Source organism: Streptomyces sp. NPDC001914 (assembly GCF_042891215.1).
GTDB lineage: Bacteria > Actinomycetota > Actinomycetes > Streptomycetales > Streptomycetaceae > Streptomyces.
The window spans coordinates 78,378-104,407 of the sequence record NZ_JBIASW010000010.1; the positions used below are offsets into that span (position 1 = coordinate 78,378).

Annotated in this window: 17 protein-coding genes; 14 read left to right on the top strand and 3 right to left on the bottom strand. The window is 71.0% G+C overall.

Going from position 1 to position 26,030, the window contains the following annotated elements:
• Nucleotides 1–10 precede the first annotated feature (10 nt).
• The 7 genes from ACFYYF_RS26915 to fxsT all read left to right on the top strand — a co-directional run bounded on the left by ACFYYF_RS26915 (nucleotide 11) and on the right by fxsT (nucleotide 16,122).
• On the top strand, nucleotides 11–1,042 hold the full coding sequence (locus ACFYYF_RS26915) for an AAA family ATPase (protein ID WP_388780055.1): 1,032 nt from the start codon (nucleotides 11–13) through the stop codon (nucleotides 1,040–1,042).
• Entirely contained in the window at nucleotides 1,032–5,105 is a 4,074-nt protein-coding gene (locus tag ACFYYF_RS26920) for an SAV_2336 N-terminal domain-related protein (RefSeq protein ID WP_388780057.1), read from the top strand. Before ACFYYF_RS26915 ends, ACFYYF_RS26920 begins: the two co-directional genes overlap by 11 nt.
• 214 nt (nucleotides 5,106–5,319) lie before the next feature.
• Nucleotides 5,320–6,357, top strand: a complete 1,038-nt coding sequence (locus tag ACFYYF_RS26925) for a rod shape-determining protein (RefSeq protein ID WP_361677703.1) — start codon at nucleotides 5,320–5,322, stop codon at nucleotides 6,355–6,357.
• 41 nt (nucleotides 6,358–6,398) lie between these two features.
• Complete coding sequence (locus ACFYYF_RS26930; RefSeq protein WP_388780058.1) at nucleotides 6,399–8,066, top strand: GAF domain-containing protein; 1,668 nt, start codon at nucleotides 6,399–6,401, stop codon at nucleotides 8,064–8,066.
• Between the two features lie 518 nt (nucleotides 8,067–8,584).
• Nucleotides 8,585–10,738 (top strand): radical SAM/SPASM protein FxsBH, inactivated beta-hydroxylase extension form, encoded by a 2,154-nt coding sequence (gene fxsBH / locus ACFYYF_RS26935; protein ID WP_388780060.1) that lies wholly within the window; start codon nucleotides 8,585–8,587, stop codon nucleotides 10,736–10,738.
• A 147-nt stretch (nucleotides 10,739–10,885) separates the two neighbouring features.
• Nucleotides 10,886–12,193 (top strand): TIR-like protein FxsC, encoded by a 1,308-nt coding sequence (locus tag ACFYYF_RS26940; RefSeq protein WP_388780062.1) that lies wholly within the window; start codon nucleotides 10,886–10,888, stop codon nucleotides 12,191–12,193.
• The gene (gene fxsT, locus ACFYYF_RS26945; RefSeq protein ID WP_388780064.1) at nucleotides 12,190–16,122 is read left to right on the top strand and encodes an FxSxx-COOH system tetratricopeptide repeat protein; all 3,933 of its coding nucleotides are present in this window, start codon (nucleotides 12,190–12,192) and stop codon (nucleotides 16,120–16,122) included. Before ACFYYF_RS26940 ends, fxsT begins: the two co-directional genes overlap by 4 nt.
• A gap of 64 nt (nucleotides 16,123–16,186) precedes the next feature.
• On the opposite strand, the gene ACFYYF_RS26950 is transcribed toward fxsT, so the two are convergent.
• Complete coding sequence (locus ACFYYF_RS26950) at nucleotides 16,187–17,125, bottom strand: alpha/beta fold hydrolase (RefSeq protein ID WP_388780066.1); 939 nt, start codon at nucleotides 17,123–17,125, stop codon at nucleotides 16,187–16,189.
• A 204-nt stretch (nucleotides 17,126–17,329) separates the two neighbouring features.
• Between ACFYYF_RS26950 and ACFYYF_RS26955 the strand changes: the two genes are divergently transcribed.
• From ACFYYF_RS26955 to ACFYYF_RS26985, 7 genes are all read left to right on the top strand, one after another.
• Nucleotides 17,330–18,079: an SDR family NAD(P)-dependent oxidoreductase gene (locus tag ACFYYF_RS26955; protein ID WP_388780068.1), complete on the top strand. Its 750-nt coding sequence runs from the start codon at nucleotides 17,330–17,332 to the stop codon at nucleotides 18,077–18,079.
• A gap of 178 nt (nucleotides 18,080–18,257) precedes the next feature.
• Entirely contained in the window at nucleotides 18,258–19,559 is a 1,302-nt protein-coding gene (locus ACFYYF_RS26960; RefSeq protein ID WP_388780070.1) for a hypothetical protein, read from the top strand.
• Nucleotides 19,560–19,970: 411 nt separating this feature from the next.
• Nucleotides 19,971–20,207: a hypothetical protein gene (locus tag ACFYYF_RS26965; RefSeq protein WP_361677690.1), complete on the top strand. Its 237-nt coding sequence runs from the start codon at nucleotides 19,971–19,973 to the stop codon at nucleotides 20,205–20,207.
• Nucleotides 20,208–20,479: 272 nt separating this feature from the next.
• Nucleotides 20,480–21,820 carry a GH25 family lysozyme gene (locus tag ACFYYF_RS26970; RefSeq protein WP_388780072.1) on the top strand — a complete coding sequence of 447 codons (1,341 nt, stop codon included), beginning with the start codon at nucleotides 20,480–20,482 and terminating at the stop codon, nucleotides 21,818–21,820.
• Between the two features lie 38 nt (nucleotides 21,821–21,858).
• Nucleotides 21,859–22,257 carry a hypothetical protein gene (locus ACFYYF_RS26975; RefSeq protein ID WP_388780074.1) on the top strand — a complete coding sequence of 133 codons (399 nt, stop codon included), beginning with the start codon at nucleotides 21,859–21,861 and terminating at the stop codon, nucleotides 22,255–22,257.
• A 33-nt stretch (nucleotides 22,258–22,290) separates the two neighbouring features.
• Nucleotides 22,291–22,704 carry a hypothetical protein gene (locus ACFYYF_RS26980; RefSeq protein WP_361677681.1) on the top strand — a complete coding sequence of 138 codons (414 nt, stop codon included), beginning with the start codon at nucleotides 22,291–22,293 and terminating at the stop codon, nucleotides 22,702–22,704.
• A 44-nt stretch (nucleotides 22,705–22,748) separates the two neighbouring features.
• Nucleotides 22,749–23,528 carry a D-Ala-D-Ala carboxypeptidase family metallohydrolase gene (locus ACFYYF_RS26985; protein ID WP_388780076.1) on the top strand — a complete coding sequence of 260 codons (780 nt, stop codon included), beginning with the start codon at nucleotides 22,749–22,751 and terminating at the stop codon, nucleotides 23,526–23,528.
• Between the two features lie 134 nt (nucleotides 23,529–23,662).
• Here the strand turns inward: ACFYYF_RS26985 and ACFYYF_RS26990 are convergent, their stop codons facing one another.
• Both ACFYYF_RS26990 and ACFYYF_RS26995 read right to left on the bottom strand, forming a co-directional pair.
• A complete protein-coding gene (locus ACFYYF_RS26990) occupies nucleotides 23,663–24,811 on the bottom strand; it encodes a helix-turn-helix domain-containing protein (protein ID WP_388780078.1) in 1,149 nt (382 codons plus the stop codon).
• 173 nt (nucleotides 24,812–24,984) lie between these two features.
• The gene (locus ACFYYF_RS26995; protein WP_388780080.1) at nucleotides 24,985–26,025 is read right to left on the bottom strand and encodes a WD40 repeat domain-containing protein; all 1,041 of its coding nucleotides are present in this window, start codon (nucleotides 26,023–26,025) and stop codon (nucleotides 24,985–24,987) included.
• Between the last annotated feature and the right edge of the window lie 5 nt (nucleotides 26,026–26,030).

Here is a 26,030-nt window from a genome sequence, read left to right on the forward strand (position 1 = left end):
GAGAGAAAGCATGCCGCTGTGGCCCGTCTACACCGGTGAGAGCGAACCCCACGACGGCATCGCAGACCTGCCCGCACCACCGCCGTGGCGGGATTTCGACGGTGGCCCCGAGCTGGCCACACCAGCCGAGAGCGACGACGCCTCCGCCGCTTCCCCGGACCGCCGGCACCGGGCTCGTACCTACCAGGCCACCGACCGCGCCGTGCAGCTGGTCAACGCGGCACTGTACCTGCGCAGGCCCCTGCTGGTGACGGGCCCGCCGGGCAGCGGGAAGTCGAGTCTGGCGTACGCGGTGGCCCGGGAACTGAGGCTCGGGCCGGTACTGCGCTGGAACATCACGAGCCGGACGACGCTGCACGACGGCCTCTACCAGTACGACCCCCTGTCCCGCCTGTACGCGGCCGGCCCCGCGGCGAACCGCAGTGCAGTCCCGCAGCGAGAAGTCTCCGCCGACGGCGGGATCCAGGACCACCTTCGTCTCGGCCCCCTGGGTACCGCTCTCCTCCCCTACGGCCGACCCCGCGCCCTGCTCATCGACGAGATCGACAAGAGCGACCTCGACCTGCCGAACGACCTGCTGAACATCCTGGAGGAGGGCGAGTACGAGATTCCCGAACTGGTTCGTACCGCCTGGCATGCGCCGGACGCCGAGGTGATGATCGCGGGTACCGACGATCGCGTCGCCATCTCCCGCGGCCGGATCCGCTGCCGGGCCTTCCCCTTCGTCGTGCTCACCAGCAACGGCGAGCGCGAGTTCCCGCCCGCCTTCCTGCGCCGGTGCGTCCGGCTCGAACTCCACCAGCCGCGCGACGGCCATCTGGAAGCCATCGTCAGCGCCCACCTAGGCGAGCCCGACGCCTACGCCCAGGAGCTGATCACCCGTTTCCTCTCCCGCGGGACCAGCGGCGAACTCGCCACAGACCAGCTCCTGAACGCCGTCTACCTCACCGGAGTTGCGGGGCTCGAGGCGACATCGCGGGACGACCTGGCTGAACAGCTGATGCCGTACCTGAGCAGCCCCCAGGACGACGATGAGTTCTGACCCGGCCGACACCGAGGGCCCTGCGGTGAACGACAGGAGACCGGCGGCCGGTCCCGCACTGCTGGCCCAAGTGCTGCGGAGAGCGTCCAACGGCGAGCCGCCCAACTCCGTCGAGCTGGCGGAAGCCTTGTGGCTTGCGAAACACGCCCTGCAGGCGGCGAAGCCCGGAAGTCCGACGGACCCAGCCCGCACCGAGCGGACGGCATCCGGCCCTGCGGCGCGCGAGCCAGCGCAGCCCGACGGTTCGCCGGATGCGCCGTCGGCCCGCAGCGCACCCCCGTCGGCACCGGAGGAGCGTGTCCCGCTCATGCTCCCCGGCCGGGACCGCGAGGACGGCGGCCCCGCAGGTCCGGGGGACGGCAGTGGCCCAGTACCCCACGCCGCGTTCCTTGCCCCGGCGCCGCCGATGCTGGCCCACCCGCTCACACTGCAGCGGACCCTGCGGCCCCTCAAACGCCATGTGCCCGCACCCGTGGGCCAGGAACTCGACGAGGAGGCGACCGCGCGCCGCATCGCCCGGCTCGGAGCGGCACCGCATGCGTGGGTACCCGTTCTCCGTCCGATGAGGGAACGCTGGCTGACCCTGCACCTCGTGCACGACACCGGACCGACGATGCCGGTCTGGCGCCCTCTCGTCCGGGAACTGCACGTCGCGCTGGCCCAGTCGGGCGTCTTCCGCACGGTGGAACTGCACCGGCTCACAGCCGATGGATCGGTACGGCGTTCCGGTTCCCCGGAGTTGCCTGCGGACGAGCGCACGATCGCCCTGCTCGTCAGTGACTGCATGGGCCCGCAATGGCGGGGAGGACCAGCGGGCGAGCGCTGGTACCGTGCGCTGCGCCGCTGGGCGAGCCGGATGCCCGTGGCCGTTCTCCAGCCGGTGCCCGAACGTCTGTGGCGCACCACGGCACTCCCGGCGACGGCCGCTCGGCTGGCCTCTCCTCACCCCGCGGCGCCCAACTCCTCCTACACGGTCGACTCCCGCGTCGTCAGGGGACCGCGAAGTCTCGCCGCGCTCCCGCTGCCTGTCCTGGAGCCCTCCGCGCGATGGCTGGCCAACTGGTCGCGTCTCGTGGCCGGAAGTCAGGGACCGCAGCCGGGATCGGTGGCACTGGTGGGCGCTGTTCCTCCGCCCGCCCCCCTGGATGTGTCGGGCCGTGGGGACGTCGAGCGTCTCTCGGCCGCGGAACTGGTCCTCAGGTTCCGTTCCATCGCGTCCCCTGAGGCCTTCCGTCTCGCCGGACATCTCGCCCTGGGACGGCCTGAACTCCCGGTCATGAGGCTGGTTCAGGCGGCGATCGACCCGAACCCTCAGCCACAGCACCTTGCCGAGGTGATTCTCAGCGGGGTGCTCATCAGCAGACCCGGAGCACCGGGAACGTACGCCTTCCGTCCTGGCGTCCGCGCTCTCCTGCTCGGCACGCTGCCCCGCACCTCGCGCGACCGAACGTCTCACCTCCTCCGTCGTGTGGGAGCCTTGATCGACGAGCGGGCCGGAATGGCCGCCGGGCAGTTCCCGGTACTCGCCCCCGGACGCGGAACGGAACGGGCCACTGGCAGCGAACCGTTCGCAGCAGTACGGCAGGAGAGTCTGCGGCGCCTCGGCGGAGCGCCCCCGGCACGGAACGACCGTGTCGTACTGGGTCGCTATCAGCTCGTGCGACGACTGGGGTCGGGCCGGGGCCACACACTGTGGCTCGCCAAGGACAGCCGCTCGGACCGGACGGTGACCGTGCAGGAGCTGGCCGCTGGCCCTGTGGCCCGCCAGGTCTTCCTGAGCGGCGCACACGCGCTCCAGTCGGTCGACCACCCGAACGTGATCTCGGTGCACGACTACGGCATGGATGCTGGAACTCCCTGCCTCGTCACCCAGTTCGTGGCGGGCCTTTCCGTCGCGGAGCTCACGGACGCGGGAACCTTCGGGCTGCCCTTCTCTCTCCTCGCACCACTGGCCCAGCAGATCGCGGCGGGTTTGAAAGCCGCACACAAGCAAGGGGTCGCGCACGGCAGGCTCGCCCCGAACGCCCTACTCGTTCTTCCGGACGGCACGGTGAAGATCACTCATTTCGCGCTCGACCGTGTGGTGGGGCGGGTCAAGGGTGATGATCTGCACCGGTTCGGCCGCCTGTTGAAGGACCTCGCGGGAGGAGACGGCGAAGACCAACCAGGTCGGATCCCGGCCGAGTTCACGAGTCTGTTCAACGAGGCCCTCGAAGCGCTCACCTCCGCGGACCTGCAGACCCAGCAACGCGGCCAGGACGTCTTCCTGTCCCCCGCGTTCACGGATGTCCTCGAAGCCGGAGCGGCGTCCCGATTCCGGTACCAGCTGCTCGGCCCCGTCCGTATCCGGCTGAGGGATACGGATCGAAGCGTCGGCGCTCCCCTGTGTCAGGCGCTGCTGTGCATGCTGCTGCTACGTCGCGCCGAAACGGTGACATTCGACGAACTGGCCCTGGGGCTCTGGGGAGCGGAAGTCCCGGAGCACTCGAGACGGATGCTGGCCGACTGCGCGAGGGGCCTGCGCGGCGCCCTCGGCCCCGGCGTCCTGGCCACCACTGCGGACGGTCATGCCCTTCTCGCGGGCCACGGGGATGTCGACATCGACCGGTTCGGTGATCTGATCGCCGCCTCGAAGGCCCGTCGCGACGAGGGCGACGCGGCCGGTGCCCGGGCCGCCGTCCACGAAGCCCTCAACTTGTGGCACGGCCGGCCCCTCGACGGCGTACCCGGGCCTGCGGCCGAGGCTGCTCGCGACCGACTGCACGCCCAGCACCTGACGCTCTGCGCCACCCGAGCCGAACTCGACCTGGAGACGGGCGACTTCGGGCGCGCGGCGAACGATCTGGACGAGCTTCTGCGGTCCCACCCCCGGCACCTGGAGTTCCGGCGGCTGCACATCCTCGCGCTCAAGGGCCAGGGCCGCGTCACCGCTGCCATCGAGTCCTACCGCGCGTACGACGCCCTGCGGGGGCCGGCCGAGCCGGACCCCCTTCTGCTGGGTCTGTACGAGGAGCTGCGGGCCGACCCGGACCGCGGCAGCCCCGTCATCGCCGTCGAGTACACGGCGGACTTCCCCGAGGATCCGCACACCCACAGCGTCCTCGGCCGGACGCTGACCTGGCTGCTCTCCCTGAGCGACCTGGCGCCGAACGAGTACGAGCTGCTCGGCCGCGACAACGGCTATGTCGTGATCACCGTGCCCGACGCCTCCGTTCTGACCGCGCTGAACGTGGTGCTGCGTGAACTGCCGGGCGCGCTGCTGGAACTGGACGATCCCCCGAGGCTGCGGGTGACGTTCTGGCACACCGCGCTGTTCGCCCGCGCGGGCAGCCCGACCGTGCCGCGCGACTGGCCGGGACCGGACCGCCTGGACGCGGACGTCGTGGTCGTGCTCTCCCGCCCCCTGTACGAGGAACTGACGCGCGGCGGCGGCGCCGTGTCCCCGGACGTCTTCCGCCCCCTGTACCGGCAGCCGGCGGCGGACGGACCGGCCGTCGCCTGGTACTGCACCCTGGACCTGCCCGAACGGCTCCCGGAACTCGAACCGGTCCGACGCGACCTGGTCCGGGGCCCGTTCACCACCCGCGACCTCACCCGGCTGCGGGGCAGCGAGCAGGGGCGCACGGCCGTCGTGCACCTGGACGCCGACACCCGGCCGACCCTGCTCGACCCCGGCCGGCCGCGGGGCAAGCGCCCGCCGCGCTCCCTCGTCACGTACTACGAGGTCGACCTCACCACCCACGGCTCCGCGCACGAACTGGCGCTGCCGAGCTCCGGACGCGGTTCGTTCGCGGCCTCGGTGGAGCTGTCCTGGCACGTGGACGATCCGGTCGCCTTCGTGGGCGCCGAGATCCACGACGTGTCGGGGCGGCTCCTCGACCACCTCGTGAAGGAGGCCGGACGCATCACCCGGCGTCACCCGCTGCGCCGCGCGGGCGCGGCCCAGCGCGCGGTGCACGAAGGGCTGCGCCGCTGGCCCGTGCCGGGACTCTCGGTGGCCTGCGCGGTACGGCTCCGCGACGGCGCCCCGGACGGGGACGCCGTGGAGCGGGACGGCCCCTGAGCGCGCCGGGCCGCTCGTCGAACGAGGGGCCGTACGCCGGGAGGAGCCGTGGGCCCGGAAGAACCGTAGGTCGGGGAGAGCCGTGGGACCACCCGTCCGGCGGCACCTCGCCCGGCGGCCCAAAAGGGGCGCCGGACCGGCCGCGACCGCAGGCTGGAGAAGAGGACCGCCGCCCGGCGGAGCCCTACGGTCTGCGCTCTCGGGAGGACCTGCCATGACCGCCAGTCTGGAGCAGCTTCGCCGCTGTCACTTCGCCGTCGACATGGGCGCGGCGCGGACCCGTGTATGGGTGCGGGGCGGGGGCCTGGTCGTCGACCAGCCGAGTGTCGCGGCCATCAACACGAAGACGGGCGCGCTGATCGCGGTCGGGGAGTTCGCGGAGCGCATGACGGGCCGCACCCCCGAGTACATCCGGGTGGTGCGCCCGGTGTCGGGCGGCACCGTCGTCGACATCGACATGGCCCAGCGGATGCTGCGTCAGCTGCTGGGCGACAAGGTCCGGCGCACGCTGCGCCGCAAGCCCCGGCTGCGGGCCGCGGCCTGCACGCCGCACGACGCGGGCCCGCTGGCCCAGCGCGCCACGATCGAGACGCTGGTCGGGCTCGGGGCGCGGCGGGTCGAGCTCGTCGACACGCTGATCGCCGCCGCGGTCGGCTGCGGGCTGCCCGTCGAACGGCCCGAGGCCACCATGATCATGGTGTGCGGGGCCGCCGCGACCCAGCTCGCCGTGCTGTCGCTGGGCTCGATCGTCACCGCCGAGCGCATCCCGGTCGGCGGGGAGGCCGTCGACCACGCGATCGTGCAGCATCTGCGCCACCAGCACGAGCTGATGCTGCCGAGCCAGGCCGTACGGCCCCTGCAGCTCGCCCTCTCGGGGAACGGGCTGACCCCGCACGGGCCGGCCCTGACCGAGATCCACGGACGGGACGTGGCGACCGGGCTGGCGCGTTCCGTGAAGGTCGACACCGCCGCCGTACGCATGGCGATCGAGACCCCGCTGACGGCCGTGCTGGACGGCATCGGCAAGGTGCTGCGGTCCTGCCCGCCCGATCTGGTGGCCGACGTCGCCGACCGCGGGATCATGATGGTCGGCGGCAGCGCGCTGTTGCCCGGGCTCGACCAGATGCTCCGGCAGGCGACCGGAGTGCCCGTCCACATCGCCGAGCGGCCCGAACTCTGCGCCGTCCAGGGCCTCGGCCACATGCTGGAGGGCAAGATCGAGCCGATGATCCTGAACCCGCTGGCCAACTGACGGACCGGCGGACCGGCGAACCGCCGTCCGAGGGGCCTCGCATGACCGACCCCGTACCCGGACTGACGCCCCTGCTGGAGGCGGTCCTCAGCGTCGGGACCGAACTCGAACTGCGCGCCACCCTCCAGCGGATCGTGGACGCCGCCGCCGAGCTGACCGGGGCCCGGTACGCGACGCTGGGGATGCGTGACCCGGCACGGGACGGGCTGGTACGGATCCGCACGGCGGGACCGTACCTCCCTCGGCCGGGCCTCGCGTCCGGGGAGCCGCGGCCGTCCGAGGAGCCCCCGCCGTCCGGGGAGTCCCCGGCGCCCGCGGGGTCCCGGGCATCGGGGGAGTCCCCGGCACCCGAGTCCCGGCCGTCCGGTCCGTCCCGCTCCCCCGGTCGCACCGAGCCGCACGAGGCCGACATCTGTCTGGACGTTCCCATCCGGGTCGACGACGAGGTGTTCGGCAACCTCTGCCTCGCGGACAAGTCCACCGGCCCCGTGACCCGCGAGGACGAGCAACTGGTGCGCCTGCTCGCCGCGCAGGCCGGCATCGCGATCGCCAACGCCCGGCTGTACGAGACGGCCCGGCAGCGGGAGCGCTGGATCGAGGGGGCCGCCGCCGTCACCACCACCCTGCTGAGCGGCGGGACCGGGGCCGAGGCGCTGACCACGGTCGCCGAACGCGCGAGGATGCTCGCGGATGCCGCGGCGGGGATCATCCTCAAGCCCACGGACGAGGGCGGCATGGAGATCGTGGTCGCCGCCACCCCGCGGGACCCCACCGGCCTCGTGGGCACCGTCATCGCGCCCGGCAGCCCCGTCCTCGGACAACTCCTGGGTGGCGAGCCGGTGTTCATCGAGGACTCGGCGACCGATCCGCGGATGACGACCCCCGTGCGGTTCCGGTTCGGGCCGAGCATGATGCTGCCCCTGCAGACCGAGGGCCGTCTCATCGGCACGCTGGCCCTGCCGCGCGGACGGGGCGACCGCCCTTACACGGAGGTGGAACGCCTGCTGGCCACCCAGTTCGCCTCGCAGGCCGCGCTCGCCCTGGTCCTCGCCGACGCCCGGCACAGCCGTGAACTCCTCGCGGTGTACGAGGACCGCGACCGCATCGCCCGTGACCTGCACGACCTGGTCGTCCAGCGCCTCTTCGCGACCGGCATGATGCTGGAGTCGACCCAGCGCAGGAACGCCGCGCACGGGGGCGACGCCGGTGACACGGAGGCTGCCGAGGTGTCGGCGGCCCTCGGCCGGGCGGTCGACGAACTCGAGGCCACGGTCCAGGAGGTGCGCACCGCCATCTTCGCCCTGCAGCAGCCGCCCGCCGACGCCCCCACCACGTTCCGCGGCAGGGTCCTGCGCGAGACGGCCGGCGCGGCGGCGGTGCTCGGCGTCCGGCCGTCCACCCGGTTCACGGGCCCGGTGGAGAACCGGATCACCGATGCGGTGGCCGGCCCGCTGCTGGCCGTACTGCGGCGCGCCCTGGCCGCCGCCTCGCGGCGCGCGGGCGTGTCGCGGATCGAGGTCGCCGTCGACGTGACGGTGACCCTGCCGGACGGCCGTCCCGGGGTCCGCCTGACCGTCCACGACGACGGCACCCCGAACGGCACCTCCGAGAACCCGGACACCGCGGCGACGAACGACGGGCCCGGCGACGGCACCAAGGACAAAGCGGGCGAAGGCGGTACGAGAATCGTCTGGCAGTCGCCGCTGTAGCCTGCGGGCGCCCGGGCGCCTCCTGCGTGCCGTCGCCCCGGCAGGTGCCCGCACGGCTCGACTGGGTGGTACCCGCACCACACGGTTCGCCCCCGCTAGGCACCGGGACCGATTCAAGACGAGTCCCCGGTACTTCCGGACAAGTACCGAAGATCGTCGCCACACGTTCCGCCACCTCCGGTACAGTCCGTCGCGAGCATCACCAGTCCCCTGCACAGGCCACATTCGACATTGCCCACAGGTGCCACCATCGCGGATAGAATAGATATTCCTCCCATGGATGATTCGGTGATGCCGGAGATACGCCGCTCCGCCACCCGTCGGCGGCACACTCGCCTTTCGGCCATCGACCCTCTAGGGACAGTCGCAACGCGAGCGACGGATCGATCCGTACTTGCATCTGCCGAAGCCTCTTCCTCGCAGAACCCCAAGAAACGGATCACCTTCGACTCTGCCCTCTGAGGCAGTAAAGGCATCGGGGGTCCGATCACCATGCCCGCACCGCTACCCTTCACCGGGTGAAGCTTCGGCAAATCGTCCTGAAGATCCACAGTCGATGCGATCTCGCTTGCGACCACTGCTACATGTACGAACACGCCGACCAGAGCTGGCGAAGTCGCCCCGCCTTCATGTCCGAGGCGACGGTCGAGAAGGTAGCCAGGAAACTCGCCGACTACGCGAAAGAGCAGCGACTCCCTTCCGTTTCCGTGATCCTCCACGGCGGCGAACCGCTTCTCGTGAGCCCCGCCCGCATGCGAGACATCTGCTCAGAGCTCACTCGCGCCGTCGAACCGGTCACCGAACTCGATCTGCGGATCCACACAAACGGAATCCGGCTGGATCGTCAATATCTCGATGTTTTCGCGGAATTCGGCGTCAGTGTCAGTGTCTCGCTCGACGGAGACCGAGCGGCGAACGACCGGCACCGGCGCGACCGGAAGGGGCGGAGCTCCTTCAACCGAGTCCTGCGGGCCCTCGACCTGTTACGCGGACCCGAGTACCGGCACCTCTACGGCGGGCTGTTGTGCACGGTGGACGTGACCAACGATCCCGTCATGGTGCACGACACCCTCGTTTCGCTGGACCCACCCCGCATCGACTACCTCCTTCCGCACTCGACGTGGGACAACCCGCCGCCGAGACCCGCCGGCTCGCCCACCGAGTACGCGCAGTGGCTGCTCAGGGTCTTCGAGCGCTGGGACGCGCAAGGGCGCGTAGTGCCGGTACGGACCTTCGAGTCGGTCCTCAGCACGCTGCGCGGCGGCCCGAGCCTGACGGAGGCGATGGGGCTGGCGCCGAGCGATCTCGCCGTGATCGAAACCGACGGAAGCTTCGAGCAGGCGGACTCGCTCAAGACGGCGTACCCCGGGGCCCCGGCGACCGGCTGCCACATAGCGACAAACAGCTTCGAGCAGTTCGCCCGCCATCCCGGCGTCCTCGCCCGCCAGTCGGGCCTCGACGGACTCAGCGCGACCTGCCGGAACTGCGCGGTAGTCGAATCGTGCGGCGGGGGACTGTACGCCCACCGGTACAGCACCTCGAACGGTTTCGTGAATCCGTCCGTCTTCTGCTCGGACCTGCGCGCACTAGTCGACGGGATCGCGGAACGGATCACCGACCGCGCCCTGAGCCCGGCTGTGCTCAGCACTGATGAACTGCGTTTCTGCGAGGGCGAGTCGATCCGCCACCTGCTGTCCCGCTCGATGAACCGCCACAGCGGGAAGGCCGCCTGGGACGAAATCCGGCGGGCCCTGCTGCGCCTGGACGGCGATCCGGAGACCGCAGACCACGTCGACGACGTCCTCGTGCACCCCTACCTGTTCACCGCGCTGAGGGAGCTTCCGCGCCACGCGCCGGCCGGCCCGGCACCGCTCGCCGCCGCGGCCACCGCAGTCGCCGTCCGTGCCCGCGTCGACCTCGAACTCACCTGGGAACAGCCCACCACCGAACTCCACCTGCCAACCCTGGGCACCCTCTCCCTTCCCGAACCGGGTCGCACCACGGCCACCGTCAGGGCGGGCCGGCTCCGGGTGCGGGCGCGCACTGGTGAGCAGTGCTCCATGAACGATCCGACCCTGTGGCGCGCGCTGCGGACCGTAACTCCGGCCGACAGAACCGTCTTGCTTCTCGACGACGCCGACCCATTCCGCGACTGCTACCCCGCACCCGTCGCCCCGCCCCTCGACGCCGCCGCTCTGGACGCGTTCACCGAACGGCTTCTCGCAGCCCTGCGCCTGATGGACGAGCGGGTACCGGAATGGCGCACCCGTCCGAACGCACCGCTCCTCACCACGGTCACTCCACTTCGGGCGGGCGCGGGCCTGCGCCTCGGAACGCATGGCCTTGGTGCGCTCGGTATGGCCGTAGATCTCGGTCCGGACGAGTTCGTCCGGGAACTGCCGCGCACCGGACACCGGGCACGGTTCCTCTCGCTGATTGCCACGACCGACTTGCACGTGCCCGGCACTCCGGCCGGGCGGCTGTTCGACATGGCCGATCTCGCACTCGCGGACGCCGTCTTTTTCACCGACGACACGCCCCGGCGAAGGGCGGCGCTGGAACGGGCCGATCAGGCGCTCACCCGGCTGACCGACCGGCCGGAGGGCGAACTCACAGATTCCGGAGCTGAGTTCGCACGACAACTGCGAAGCGAATGGGCAGACCTGGATTGACCGACCGCACACCGCCGGAGTCGGGATGTCCGGATATCGCCCGGGAATGACGTGAAATGAATGACTGGCTTGAGCCTCGATCCGGAAGATTGTGGTCTCGGCCAGGCAAACGTCCTGTGGAGGGCTCATCCATGGACAGGGGGATGCATGGACCCGGCTGAACCAGCGTCGACCAACCGGCCCTGCTTCTTTCTGAGTCACGCCCGCACGACGGGCTGGGGTCCAGCCGCGGGACATGCCGATCACTGGGTGCGCGTCCTGTTCACGGATCTGTGCGAACACATCAGAGCGCTCACGGATCTCCCCCGGGGTGCGCAGGCCGGGTACATGGACCTGGAGACGCGCTCGGGGGGCGGCTGGTCGGACCGGTCCGGCGAGAATCTCGCGCAATGCCCCGTCTTCGTGCCGCTGCTCTCCCCGCGGTACTTCAGCAGTGAGGTCTGCGGCCGGGAGTGGTTCGCGTTCAACGAGCGGGTCCTGCAGGCGCAAGCCGTCGGCTCCGGTGCCCCGCCCGCCATCGTCCCCGTGCTGTGGGCGCCTGTCGACCACACCATTCTGCCCGACTCGGTGAAGCCCGTCCCCATCGACCCGGCACTGCGTGGGGGGCGGTACGCGGCTGACGGGATCTACGGCCTGATCAAGCTCAGCAGACTCCGCGACGAGTACGAGGAAGTGGTTCTCCATCTGGCGGAGCGGATCGTTCGGGTCGCGCAGGCCTTTCCGCCGCCCGGCAGACCTCGCAGGTACGAGGACACACCGAGCGCGTTCAAACCACGCGGCTCGGCACGCCGGCGGATCCATCTGACGGTGGCGGCTCCCACCCTGCGGACCCTCCCCGAGCATCGCGACACCAGCCCGTACGGCGATGACGCGCGCGACTGGAACCCGTACCACTCGGAGTCCGCCCAGTCCCTTCCTGCACTCGCCGGAGAGCTGATCCGCTCCCTCGACTACCAGATATCCGTGTCGTCCTTCGACGCCGAGGGGACGGACGGGCCAGGCGACAAGGGCGCCGCCGGGAAGGCGCCCAGCCATCCCTGCATCCTGCTCGTCGACCGGTGGGCGCTCACCGACGAGGTACGCCGCCGCAGGCTCAAGGCGCTCGACGCCGACGCGCTGCCCTGGGTCAGCGCGATGGTCCCCTGGAGCAGGGCCGACCCCCAGTGCGACGGTGAGGAGGGCCGCAGGCTGGCCGCCGACCTGGAGCGGACACTGCCTCTGATCCTGGACCGAGGCAGGCGGGCCGACTGCCGGCTCGCCGTCGATGGTGTCCCCACCCTGAAAGCCTTCACCGACGCTCTGCCCGCCGTCGTGGCGCACGCGACCCGTCAGTACCTCAAGCACGCCGAGGCGCATCCGCCCGTCGGCCCGTCGATCCGCCGGCCACGCCTGCTGGGTCCTGCCCACCCCTCACTGCCCGCGGGTGGATCCGACCACGGAGGAGAAGAGACATGACTGTCGTGCGGGACGGACGGATCATCACCTTCTATTCGTACAAGGGAGGCACGGGCCGGACGATGGCCCTGGCCAACACCGCCTGGATCCTCGCTGCCAACGGCAAGCGTGTTCTCGCCGTCGACTGGGACCTGGAAGCCCCTGGTCTGCACCGCTTCTTCCACCCTTTCCTCGACACGAACGCGCTCGCGGCCACCACCGGGATCATCGACATAATCAACGAGTACGCCTGGGCGGCGACCTCCGCGGACCAGCGCTCCGGCTCGTGGCACCTCGACCATGCCCGCGTCGAACCGCACGCGATCTCGCTCACGCCCGAGCGGCTCGGGCTGGGTTTCCAGGACGGAGGTTCACTCGACCTCCTCGGCGCCGGCCGCGCGGACCGCTCGTACTCGGCAAGCGTGTCGTCCTTCGAATGGGACAACTTCTACGAACGGCTGGGCGGAGGGCTCTTCCTCGACGCGCTGCGCGACAACATGAAGGCCGCCTACGACTATGTCCTCATCGACAGCCGCACCGGGTTGTCCGACAACGCCGACATCTGCACCATTCACATGCCCGACGTCCTCGTGGATTGCTTCACGCTCAGCGATCAGTCACTCGACGGCGCGGCGGCCGTGGCCCGCGATGTCGGCGAAGGCTATCGCCGGCGCCACATCCGGGTGCTGCCCGTCCTGATGCGCGTCGACGAGAACGAGAAGGAGAAGGTGGACGCCGGACGCGCGCTCGCCCGCACACGGTTCGAGGGGTTTCCCAAGGCGGCCGACGGCCGAGACCTGAGCGGCGAGGAGCTGAGTTCGTACTGGGGAAGCGTCGAGATCCCCTACCGCCCGTACTACGCGTACGAGGAGACGCTCGCCACTGTCGGGGACGCGAGCGGGATCTCCAACTCACTGCTGTCCGCGTTCGAGCGGCTCACCGCGGTCGTGTCGGACGGCGAGGTCACCGCCCTGCCACCGGTGCCCGAACCTGTGCGGTTGCGCTGCCGGGACGCGTTCACGAGGCGGCGTCAGGTGTACGGCTTCGAGGTCGTGATCGTGCACGCTCCGGAGAATCGTGTCTGGGCCGACTGGATCGCCTCGCTCCTCGACCGGTCCGGTTGCAGGGTCGTCCGGCAGGACATCGCGGACGGGCCTGTCGAACGCCGGGATCCCGAAGTCCGCACCCTCGTGCTCCTGTCGAAGGCGTTCCACAGGTCCCGGCACGCCGAGCCCGTCTGGCGCGCCCTGACCGGGCCGGACGACCACGCGGGGCGCGGAGCCCTCGTACCGCTGCGGGTGGACGAGGTCCGTCTGCCCCGGTACTACCTCGACCACAACCCGGTCGACCTGCACCGGCTCGACGAAGCTCAATGTGTCGGTGTGCTCAGGGAAGCCTTGGAGCTGAGGGGCGGGCACGTCGAGGTCGGCTCGTCCATGCCGCGCTTCGCCGGCAGCACCCCCACGGTCTGGAACGCGCCCCAGCGCAACAGCTCCTTCACCGGCCGCGATGTCATTCTCGATTGGGTCCGCGACCAATTGGGCAGCGGAGTCTCGGTCCTCCTGCCGCAGCCGCAGGCCCTGTACGGGCTCGGTGGCGTCGGCAAGACCCAGGTGGCGCTGGAGTACGTGCACCGGTTCATGGCCGACTACGACCTGGTGTGGTGGATCTCCGCCGAGGACCCCGACGACGTAGTTTCCTCGCTCGCCGAACTCGCCGCCCGCATCGGCGCGTCCAGTGCGGAGGACATCAACGTGGCCAGTCAGGAAGCCGTACGGGCACTGGCCAGCGGGGAACCGACCAAGCGCTGGATCCTGGTCTTCGACAACGCCGACGACCCGGCGCAGATCCAGCGCTTCCTCCCGGAGGGAGGCGGCGGGCACGTCCTCGTAACCTCCCGCAACCAGGCTTGGGCACAGCGGGGCGTCTCGCTGGCCGTCGACGTGTTCCGGCGTGAGGAGAGCGTGGACCACCTCACCCGGCGCGCCTCGGGGCTGAGCACCGGGGAGGCGGACCGGGTGGCGACCGCGGTCGGCGATCTGCCGCTAGCCGTTGAACAGGCGGCAGCCTGGCTGGCGGAGACAGCCACTCCGATCGAGGAATATCTGCGTCAGCTCGCGGAACAGACCACCGAGGTAATGGACCTCAACCAGCCCTCCGACTATCCGACGACGGTGGCCGCGACCTGGAACGTCTCCATCGCCCGGCTGCGCGAACGCTCCCCGGCCTCCGTACGGCTGCTGCAGCTGTGCGCGTTCATGGGCGCCGAGCCGATCTCCTCTCACCTGCTCTACAGCAAGGAGATGATCGACGCGCTGAAACCCTACGACCCCGCGCTTCAGGAGAGCCTGCTGCTCGGCCGGGTGATCCGTGAGATCGGCCGGTTCGCGCTCGCGAAAGTCGACCAGGTCAGCAGCAGCATCCAGGTCCACCGGCTGGTGCAGGCCGTGATCCGCTCACAGCTCGACGAGGAGGAGCGGCGCGAGGCACGGCACGTGGTGCACACGGTCCTCGCGGGCTGCCGACCCGACGGCGACGAGCCGATCGACGACCCGGAGACCTGGCCACGGTTCGCGGTCATCTGGCCGCACCTGGCAGCTTCCAGAGCCCGTGACTGCAGCGAGGCCGGCACGCGCAGGCTATTCATCGACCGTGTCCGCTACCTGTGGAAGCGCGGTGACTTCTCCGGCGCCCACGAACTCGCCAAGGACCTCCTCGCCCACTGGGCACCGGTCCTCGGTGAGGACAACGTCCAGTATCTGTACCTGCGCGCCCAGCTCGGCAACGTCCTGCGTTCCCAGGGGCGCTATGTGGAAGCCCGTGAGATCAACACCGAACTACTGGAACGGCAGCGGCGTGTCCTCGGGCCCACGCACCCTCACACCTACGTCACCATGTCCGGTCTCGCCAGCGATCTGGCGGCACTCGGTCTGTACGATTCGGCGGTCGAATACGCCCGTGAGGCACACGACGGATTCCGGCAGATATTCCACGAGTCGCACCGGCGCACGCTCAGCGCCGCCAACAACCTCGCGCTGGCTCTGCGCATGGTCGGCCGGTACGGAGAGGCCCGGGTCCTCGACCAGGAGACCTACGACCGCCGTATCGAAGTCCTGGGCCCCGATCATCCGTACACGCTCGCCTCGGCGGCCCGCCTCGGCCGGGATCTGCGCGAGGTCGGCCGCTACGCCGAGTCGGTCTCCCTCCTCTCCCGTGCCTACGACGTCCACAAACGCGTCCTCGGCAAGACCTTCCCCGGCACGCTGACCTGCGCCAAGTCCCTGGCCGTGTCGCTGCGGCGGGCGGGCGAACTGGAGGACGCCCGCCGACTCACGACGGCCACGCGCGAGGAGTACCGGCAGCAGTACGAGACCCCGACACCCGACTCGCTCGCCTGCGAACTCAACATGGCGGCCGACCTGTTCGCCGCGGACGAGTGGGAGGCGGCGCGTGAGGTCGCCCTCGACGCCCTTGCGGAATACATGAAGGGACCGGGCGAAGGCCATCCGTACACCCAGGCAGCGCTCAACAACCTGGGGATCTTCCACTGGGGTTGCGGAGACGCCGAGAAGGCGGAAACGGTGTTCCGCGGCGTGCTGCGGCGCATGGGCGAGGTACTCGGCGAGCAGCATCCGCACACACTGTTCAGCGTCACCAACTACGCCAACGTCCTGGCCGACCAGGGTCGTTTCGCCGAGGCCCGTGAACTGGAGGAGAGAGCCGTCCGGGGACTTCGGCAGGCTCTTGGGTCCCATCACCCGGAAACCCTCGCCGTAGTGGCGAACTCCGGACTGACCCTGGCCGCGCTGGGCCGTCACGAGGAAGCTCTCCACATTCGCACCGCGGCCCTATCGGAGTTGCGCTCGCTCCTCGGAGACGAGATCGGAATGAGCCGCGATGGCACGGACGAGCGCCGGATGTACCGGGACCTGGAACCGCTGACCGTATGACGACGGTCAGGTCTTCGGGCAGAAGCTGGACGGATGGCGGGTACCGGGGTGTCCGCCGCTCGAGCTACGGCACCGGCACGGTCGGCGAAGGCGGTTCGGCAGACGCGGGGCTCCGCTGGGCCGCCGGCCAGGCCGGAGTTTCGGCGAGCAACCAGGCCAGCACGTGCGGCAGGGCCCGCAGCGCGGCAAAGTGCCCGGCCCCCGGTTCGAGAACGGCCGTTGCATGGGGGATCCGCTCGGCAAGCCACGAGGAGTGAGACGCGGGCGAGAACGCGTCCTCCGCTCCGTGCCACAGCAGTACTGGTACCTGGATGTCCGCGGGATCGAAGCCCCAGTCCCCGGTGAGCGCCAGCGCGTCGTCGACCCAGCCGTACGGCGACGTCCTCAGCGCCTCCCGGTAGTTACGGAGCAGCATCGATCGAATCGTTCTGTCGGAGACGATCTGTCGGTCGTCCTCGCTGAGTTCCTGCCGCAGCTCGTCCAGCAGCCGCACGGGATCGCTGCGGATCGCGTCGGACCTCGGGATCAGCCGGGCCACGAACCGATCCGGATCGGTGAACGCAGTCCGGAACTCATCGACGTTCGACGGTGCCATGCCCTTGAACCAGTCGAGCCCCTGCGCGTCGCGCGGCGCGAGGCCGACGAGCGCGGCCGCCCGGCTGACCCGGTCCGGCATGAGCGCGGCACAGGCCAGGGCATGCGGAGCCCCTCCGGAACGTCCGGCCACCGCGAACCGCTCGAGGCCCAGCGCGTCGGCGACGTCGGACACATCGCTCACGACGTCGATGACCCGCCGCCCCTGATGCCGGTCCGACCCTCCGTAACCGGGCCGGTCGTAACTGATCAGCCGGGTGCCTCGCTGGTAGAGGAACATGGCGCGGGGCCGAGGTCCGACCCTGCTGCCGGGCATTCCGTGCAGCAGGAACACGGGGCGGCCCCGTGGATCCCCCGTGACCTCGACGCGCAGCAGACGCCCGTCCACCGTCCGCACGTGATCGTGCACAGCGCCTCCTTCCTCAGCACGCGGACCTGGGACAAACGATGCCCGATCCCTGCCCTGCGAGCCATTCGACGAAACGAATCTGCAGGTCAACCGGGTGAACGGCAGCATCACTTGACGGCATCTCAGCCCGCCCGTAGCCTCCCCATCCGTACCAGTACGTGACCGAGATTCATATCCAGGAATACCGACAACGGGTGGGCAGACATGGGCGGACGGCGTGTGGTGGTGTCCGGCGGAGGTACGGGGATCGGGCTGGCGACGGCGGAGGTGTTCGCCGCGGACGGGGACCGGGTGGTGCTCCTGGGCCGCCGCGCGGACGTCCTGCGGAAGGCCGCCGACGGACTGAACGAGCGGTTCGGGCCCGCGGCCGCGTCCTGGCACGCGGCGGACCTGGCCGACCCCGAGCAGGTCGGCGCGGCCCGGGACGCCGTCGTCGCGGACGGCGCCCCGGTGGACGTCCTGGTCGCCAACGCGGGCGGGAACGTCGCCGTGTCGCACGACGGCAGCCTCGCCTCCGTCGCCGACAGCTACCGGCGCAACTTCGACGCCAACGTGCTCACCGCGGTCCTGCTCACCGAGGCGCTGCTCCCCCATGTGCGCCGCCCCGGCGGCCGCATCGTGCAGCTCTCCTCGATCGCCTCGCTGCGCGGCCCCGGCTCGTACGGCGGCTCCAAGGGCTGGATCAACACGTACACGTTCGATCTCGCCCAGCGCCTGGGCCCCGAGGGCATCACCGTGAACGCGATCGCCCCGGGCTTCGTCGGCGACACGGAGTTCTTCGGGGACCGCGCCACGCCGGAGTTCGTCGCCGCCCGCGTGGCCCAGTCCCTCACCGGGCAGCCGGGCCGTCCCGAGCAGATCGCGGCGGCCGTCCGGTACGTCGCGTCCCTGGAGGCGGCGTACGTGACGGGCCAGATCCTGCACATCAACGGGGGTGCGGCACTGGGCCGTTAAGGCTCGCCCCGGCCGGACGGCGGAGCCGGTGCCCCCGTGGCGGGCGGTGAGGGGCGGACCTCGGTGTACGCCGGAGCCGTACAACCGTCCGGCGGCGGGAGACGTCTGATGTTCGGGAACGGCCGTTCCCCTGCCGTTCGTCCGTACGTATCCGCCGATTCACTCCGAGGATCCCCCCATGCTCCGGACCGCACCCGACCGCCGCCCGCCGCGCAGGACCGCCGCGGTGACCGCCGCCGCGATCGGCGCCGTCGGCCTGATGGCCCTGGCCACCGTGCCCGCCTCCGCCGACGGCTCCCCGACCGGTCTGGCCCTCGCTCCCCTGACGTCGATCGACGGCGTGGATCCCGGCAGCAGCATCCAGGTGCCGGGCACGTTCGCCAACAAGGGCGCCACGGATCTCGACAAGGTCTACCTGTCCTACACCGTCACCCGCGGGCTGGCCCCCCAGGAACTGCCGTCCAACTGCACCCGCTACGAGATCGGCTCCTACGACGAGAACCCGAGCCACACCACCGCGGTGTGCGAGTTCGACCAGACGGTGAAGGCCGGTTCGGTCTACGCGCCCGAGAAGACGCTGAAGCTGAACGTCCTCGGCCACGCGCTGTACGAATCCCTCTACATGACGGTGGCCACGCACGACTCCGGCGGCGAGGACGGTACCCAGGAGACCGTCCGGGGCACCGGGCCCGCGGTGAAGCTGACCGAGCTGCCCTCGACCACGCCGGTGGGTGACGGCAACGTGGACCACCCGGACTGGGACGGGGCCCGCGTGCCGGTCACCGCGGACAACACGGCAGACTTCCGGGCGACGGGCGCCCGGCTGAAAGGCCGCGTCGGGGACACGGTCGACCTGGACACCGGGTTCACCAACGCGGGTCCGGCCTGGGTGAGGTCCGACCTGGGCAACCCTGTCGCCAAGGTCCGGGTCAAGATGCCCGCCGGTACGACGGTGACCAAGGCGTCCGGTGCCTGTTCGAAGGTGGCCGCCGGGAGCTACAACTGCGACCTCGCCAACTTCTGGATCAACGAGAAAGGCGCCGTCACCTACTCGTTCAGGCTGCGGATCGACAAGGCCGTCCCCGGGGCGGAGGGTTCGGTGACGCTGGGCGGCGACGAACGCCCGTACGACAGGAACAAGAAGAACGACTCGGCCCCGATCCTGCTCGACGTCGACGGCGCCGGCGGCTCGACGGGCGGTTCCGGCTCGACGGGCGGCTCCGGCTCCACCGGCGGCGGCTCCACGGGCGGTTCCGGTTCCACGTCCACCACGGGCGGTTCCGGTGGCGCCTCCACCGGCGGCCCGGACTCCACGGGTGGCTCGGCGGCGACCGGGTCCTCCGGCTCCTCGGCCACCGGCGGCGACCTCGCGAGCACCGGCTCCGGTTCCGCGCTCCCGCTCGCGGGCGCGGCCGCCGCGGCCCTCGCCGCCGGTGCGGGCGCGGTCCTCGCCGTACGCCGTCGCGCGGCCCGGGACTGACGCTCGGACACACCGTCCGGACAGGAACGGCCCGCCGGGAATCCACCCGGCGGGCCGTTCCTTTCGCACCGGCGGACGCGTCGGCGCGGGTGAGTCGGGGCGCGTGCGTCAGTACGGCAGCAGACGGCCCGACGGCGTCCTGCGGTCGATCGGCGTCTCGCGCGGGGCCGCGGGCCGACGGTTGACGCGAATCCGGATCTGACGGTTCATGACCCCTCCTCATGACTGATGAGACCGGCGTCCTCGTCGACGCGCATAGACGCATGGTGCCCACGGATGGGCCCCTCCTACCCTCCGAGCAGCATGTTCCGTCACGGCCCGGCCCTGGGGGGCACCGCCCTGCCCGGCCGGGTCCGACGCGAACGGCGTTCTCGGTTGTTCGCCGCCGTTCGTCCGTGTTCACCTGGGCATATGAACAGCACACACAGCGCGCGCCTCACGCAGTGGTGGGAAGCACTGGAGCCTTCGGCGCGGAAGGCACTCCTCGATCTCCACCTGACCGAGGGCGGCAGGCTGCCCGAGGAGTTCGTGCGGAGTCTCAAGGACCACGGCATCCACCCCGTCCAGTGGGAGGAGCCGGAGGCCGGGCACATCGTTCCCGGGGAGGTGGTGGGGTTCCTCGCCGGGAAGCGGTCCACGAGCGGCTGAGCCTCCTGTCCACGAGACGCTGGCCCTCCCGTCCATGAGCCGCTGAGCCTCCCCTCCACGAGCCGCTGACCCTCCCTCCCGCGGCGGGACCGGGCTCCGGCGTCACCGTCCGTGTCCCATACCCGTCCCAGAGGTGTCGCGTTCCCGCAGGTCAGGTGCGTGGGACTGTCCCGTCGTCCCGATCCGGACCGAGAGGATCCGCCGCGGGACAGGCGCTGCCAGCCTGATCAGCGGCCGGGGTTCCCGGCCACTGATCAGAGGGGGAACACCAGATGGGAACAAGGACGCTACTGCGGGGTCTGACCCTCGCCGTGGCAGCGGTCCTGCCCCTGTGGGGACCCGCGGCGGTGCAGGCGGCGCCGGCCGCCGCGGTCGCGGTCTGCGGGCACACGAGCGAACAGCCCACGCTGAAGCAGGGATCCACGGGGGACGCCACGGTCGAGGCGCAGTGCCAGCTCGACCTGGCGACGAAGCCGAGCCGGTACACGCCGATCGCGGCGGACGGCTCGTTCGGAGCGGCGACCGAGACGCGGGTCAAGGAGTTCCAGCGGTGCGCCGGGCTGAGTGCGGACGGCGTGCTCGGCCCGAACACCTGGGCCGCGCTGAACACCTGGGCCGCCCAGCCGCACACCTGCGCGACCCAGGGCACGGCGGGGACGGCCCAGGCGACCGTGTGCGGCCACACCGACGCGCGCCCGACCCTGAAGAAGGGCGCGAAGAGCGAGGAGGTCAAGGAGGTCCAGTGCCGGCTGAACCTGGCCATGGAGCCGTTCCACTACCCGCCGCTGACCATCGACGGCGACTTCGGGGGCGGCACCGAGGACCGGGTCGTCGAGCTCCAGCACTGCGCCAACCTCAGTGCCGACGGCACCGTGGGCCCCAACACCTGGGCGAAGCTGGTGGACTGGTCCAGCCGTAACGCGTACTGCACGCCGCCCCGTCCCGCCGGCCACCCGATCGACGGTCTGGACACGGCCAAGTACCAGCACCCCGGCGGCGCGCCGATCGACTGGAAGGCCGTACGGGCCTCGGGCGCCGAGTTCGCGACGGTCAAGGCCACCCGGGGGATGAACGTCACCGACGAATACCTCGCCACCGACCTCGAAGGGGCCAGGGCGGCGGGGCTGGCCGTGGCGCCGTACCACTTCTACACGGGCTCGGCCGCCGACACGGGTGCCACGCAGGCCGACCGGTTCATCGCCGCCGTGCGGGCGACCGGCTACACCGGGAAGCGGGCCGGCGACCTTCCGCCGATCTTCGACCTGGAGCGCATGGACGACGGCAGCGGGCGCTGTCCCACCTACGGCACGGTGGCCGACGCCAAGGCCTGGCTCGACCGGGTCGAGAACGCCTTCGGCCGCGTCCCGATGATCTACACCCAGAAGTCCTTCCTGGACGACTGCATGGGGTCGACCACCGCCTTCGCCCGGTATCCGCTGCAACTCGCGGACTACCGCCAGTCGATCACCCAGCCGCCGCTGCCGAACGGCTCGACGACCTGGACGATGTGGCAGTACACCGACGCCGCGGTCTTCCCGGGCGTCCGGGCGCCGGCGACCGGCGACGTGTTCAACGGCACCCAGGCCGATCTCGACCGGCTGGCCAACCGGTGAACCCCTTAACGACCGTCGCCGTACCGAGGAGAGTCCCCATGACCGCCCGGCTCGCCCGCGCTTGTCTCGTCGCCCTGCTCGTCACCCTGGGCTTCACCGTCCCGGCGCCCGCCTCGGCCGCCGGCACCACCGCCACTGCCACCGCCACGAGCTGTTACGGCGGAGCGGTCACGGTGCGCTACGGGGAGGTGCGCGACTTCGGCCCGTACGTGACCACGAGCCGCTGCACGGACATCAACATGCGGATGACCGGCGGCGACGCCGACTTCGGCTGGGCCTGCGTGCAGTTCGAGAGGACCGGCGCCTGCAACTACTGGACCAAGATCGGCCGGAGCTGGACGACCATCGCCACCGACGTCCTGAACGGAACCCGTTTCACCGTGCCCAACGGCGTGGACCTGGAAGGCAGTTCCGCCACCTTCCAGATCGCCTTCTGACGCTCTCACCCACTTCACCGAACGGAGACCACCATGATCAGGACCAGGGCGCTCGCCTCGGCTCTCCTCACCGTGGCCGCACTGCTGGGAGCGGGTGCCGCGCCCGCCGCCGCACAGTCCTCGGCCGCGGCGACCAGCTGCTACGGCGGCGCGAAGAACCTGAACTACCGCTACCAGGTGGGCCCCAGGGAGTACGGCCCCTTCACCACGTCCTCGCGGTGCGGTGACATCAACATGCGGCTCACCACGGACAACGGGGCGTTCCTCTACGCCTGTGTGGTGTTCGTCGACCACACCACCAAGTGCAACAACGACAACACGTACTCCCTCCACGGCACTCCGTGGGCGACCGTCGCCACCGACGTCAAGGACGGCACCAGCTTCGTTCTGCGCGTCGGCCCCTACGACACCGACGCGCAGAACGTGAACTTCCAGCTCGCCTACTGACCTCTCCCCGCTCCTTCTCGCACCACCGTTCCGAAAGGACGACGATGACCTTCCTGTTCCGCTCCACCGCCGGCCGCGACCTCGGCAGCCGCTCCCTCGACCGCCGCAGCATGCTGCGCGGCACGCTGGCCGTCGGCGCCGGCCTGGCGTTCGGCCCGCTGCTGCTCTCCGGCACCGCACAGGCCTACGCGTGGTCGCGCACCATGAAGCAGGGCGACAACGGCGCCGACGTGCTGGAGCTGCAGATCCGTGTCGCCGGCTGGGCGGCCGACAGCGCCAGTCACACCCGGGTCGGCCTCGACGGCGACTTCGGTCCCGGCACGGCCGCGGCCGTCAAGCGGTTCCAGGCGGCGTACGGTCTCGACGACGACGGGGTCGCCGGCCCGAACACCCAGGCGAAGCTCAACGCGCTGGAGCAGTCGGACGGCTCCACGGCCCACTTCAACTGGAGCGAGTTCGTCGACCAGGCGAGCGGCAACTTCAACGGCGGCAAGCTGAGCGCGGCGGCCACGAAGGAGAACGCCCGGCGCTGCATGTACAAGCTGGAGGCGCTGCGCAAGAAGCTCGGCGACAAGCCGATCACGGTCAACTCCGGCTTCCGCAGCATCCAGCACAACGCCGACATCGGCGGGGCCAGCGACAGCATGCACCTGTACGGCACCGCGGCCGACCTCGACGTTCCCGGCGTGGCCACCAAGACCGTCTACCAGAAGGCCGAGACCTGCGGGTTCTCCGGTCTGGAGCGGTACACCGTCGACCACCAGCACGTCGACAGCCGGGCCGACCTCGGCCGCGACTGGTGGTGGGAGAGCGGCACGATCTGACCCTCCCGGTGATCCGGAGCACGGAGGTCCCGGGTACCGCGGGGCCGTACCCGGGACCTCCGTGCTCCACCCCTTCGGGGCGCGCTCCCTGCGCCGGCCCCGGTGCGTGCCTCGCGTCCCGCGGCCCGCGCCCCTCAGCTCTTCGCCGCGTCCGTGGTTTCCTTCGAGTCCTTGGTGTCCTTGGTGTCCTTCGCGTCCTTCAGCGCCGCCTCGCAGGAGGGCCAGTCGTGGAAGTCGTGCCGGACGCTCCACAACCGGTGGGCCGCGCGGATGTTCCAGTCCGGGTCGAACGCCCGCCGCGGTGTGCCGCCGAGCTCCCGCAGGCGGACGTCGGAGATCTGGAACACGCCCCAGTTGCGGCTGCCGTTGGTGTTGGGCAGCACCCACAGCGGGTCGAGGAACGAGGCGCAGCGGGCGATGGCCACGGCGGTGCCGGGGTCCTCGGAGAACACCTCCCGGATTCGCTTCGCCACTCTGTCCGGCGACCAGGTGGCCATGCTCACCTTCCGCGCGTAGAGGGCCTTCTTCGTCCTCTCGTCGACCACGCTGCTGGCGGGCATGCCCGCCAGCACCTGGTACGCGGTGAGTCTGCGCAGGGTCTCGGGTCCGAAGTCGCCGTCGACGGCGAGCCTGCCGTCGGCCTTCACCAGGAGGGTCTGGACCTCCCGCACGCACTCGTCGTGCTGTCCCATGCTCACGGACTTGCACGCGGAGGAGTACAGCAGTCCCTCCTCGGACGACGACGGGGCGGCGCCCTCGGGCATCCAAACGAAACCCGCCACCAGCCCCGTCACGACCACGACGGCTCCGGCCAGGACCGCGAAACGCGAGGACAGCTTCTCGGGCACCCGGGGACGTCGCGGCTTCCCGGCCACGGCGGGGGCGTCCTCCCGCCGGACGGCGTCGCCCGGTCCGGGCTCCGTCCGGGAGGGCTCGGCCGCAGTGGCCTCCGCGGGCGCCGGCTCCGGGTCGCCCTCGGTGGTCCGGGCGGTCGTGAGGCTCGGTGCGGTCGCGGTGGCCGGAGCCACCACGTTGCGGTCGGTGTCCGCGAGCGCCCACAGCCGGTGGAGTTCGCGGAGTTCCTCCGGACTGGCGCCGCAGACCTTGCCGAAGGAGTGCACGACCCGGTAGTCCGCCGGGACGCTGAGGCCGGAGCAGTAGCGATGCAGGCTGGAGCCGCTGACACCGGCTTCCCTGCCGAGGCGGTCGTAGCCCCGGCCACTGCGGTCCTTCAGCATCCGAAGGCAGGCGGCGAACTTTTCGGTTTGCGAAGGGGCAGCCACGCATCCACCCTTGCTCAAGCCTCTACTGACGGGTAGAAGCTACACCGCGGAAACTGTGCGCGCTCTTTGAGTGCCGGAATGCGATCGTCAACACCCGTTCCCATGAAGGTATTTGAAGGGGTGCCATCAGAAGACCGGCCCTGGGCGGGATCTCCACCGCGGTGGAAAGCGCGTCAACTCGTGTCCCACAATCGCACCGTCCCGCCGGCGCCGCAGCCGGCCAGCAGCCGCCCGTCCGGACGGAAGGCGAGAGCCCGCACGGCGCCGCGGAGGCCGACGAGCGTGGCGGTCGCGGCCAGGTGCGCGGGGTCGGTGACGTCCCACAGGGTGACGGTCGCGTTCTCGCACCCGGAGGCCAGCGAGCGTCCGTCGGGGCTGAACGCCACCGCGTACACCTGCGCCGTGTCCCCACCGCGGGGCAGCGGGACGGTCCCGGTGCCCGTCCTCACGGGGTGCGCCGGGTCGCCGAGATCCCACAGCATGACGGCTCCGTGCCGCCACGACCCGTACGTTCCGGAGACCACGCCGAGATCCCCGCTCCCGGTGGCCAGCGACCGGCCGTCCGGGCTGAACGCCACCGAGTGGACGGCGGGCCCCCCGCCCGAGGTCAGCGCCTTCGCCCGGTCGCGGGCCTGCGGCCGGACGACGGCGGTGCGGACCGGACGCGCCGGGTCGCCGACGTCCCACAGGACTCCCGTGTTCCTGTCCCCGGAGGAACCCGTGGCCAGCAGTCGTCCGTCCGGGCCGAACGTCACCGCTTCGACCGGACCCGACCGCCAGAGGCGGCGGTTGTGGGTGACGACGGCGCACCGGACCGGACGCGCCGGGTCGCCGACGTCCCAGAGCACCACGGTCCGGTCGACACCGCAGGCGAGCCACCGCCCGTCCGGGCTGAACGCCACGGCGTGGACACCGCCTTGCCGCCAGCCGTCCCGCAACAGCAGACCGGGGCGCCGATGGACGAGTGGCGCCCACCGGGCCGGTCGGGCCGGGTCGCTGACGTCCCAGAGGACGACGGTCCAGTCGCCGGCCCCGGACGCCAGCAACCGCCCGTCCGGGCTGAACGCGACCGCGTTCACCGCCCCGCGATGGCCCGTGAGGACGGCGACCGGGGTCGGGTGGGCGGGGTCGGTGACGTCACGGAGGATCACGGTCCGGTCGCCCGCTCCGGATGCGAGCAGACGCCCGTCCGGGCTGAACGCGACCGTGTTCACCGCCC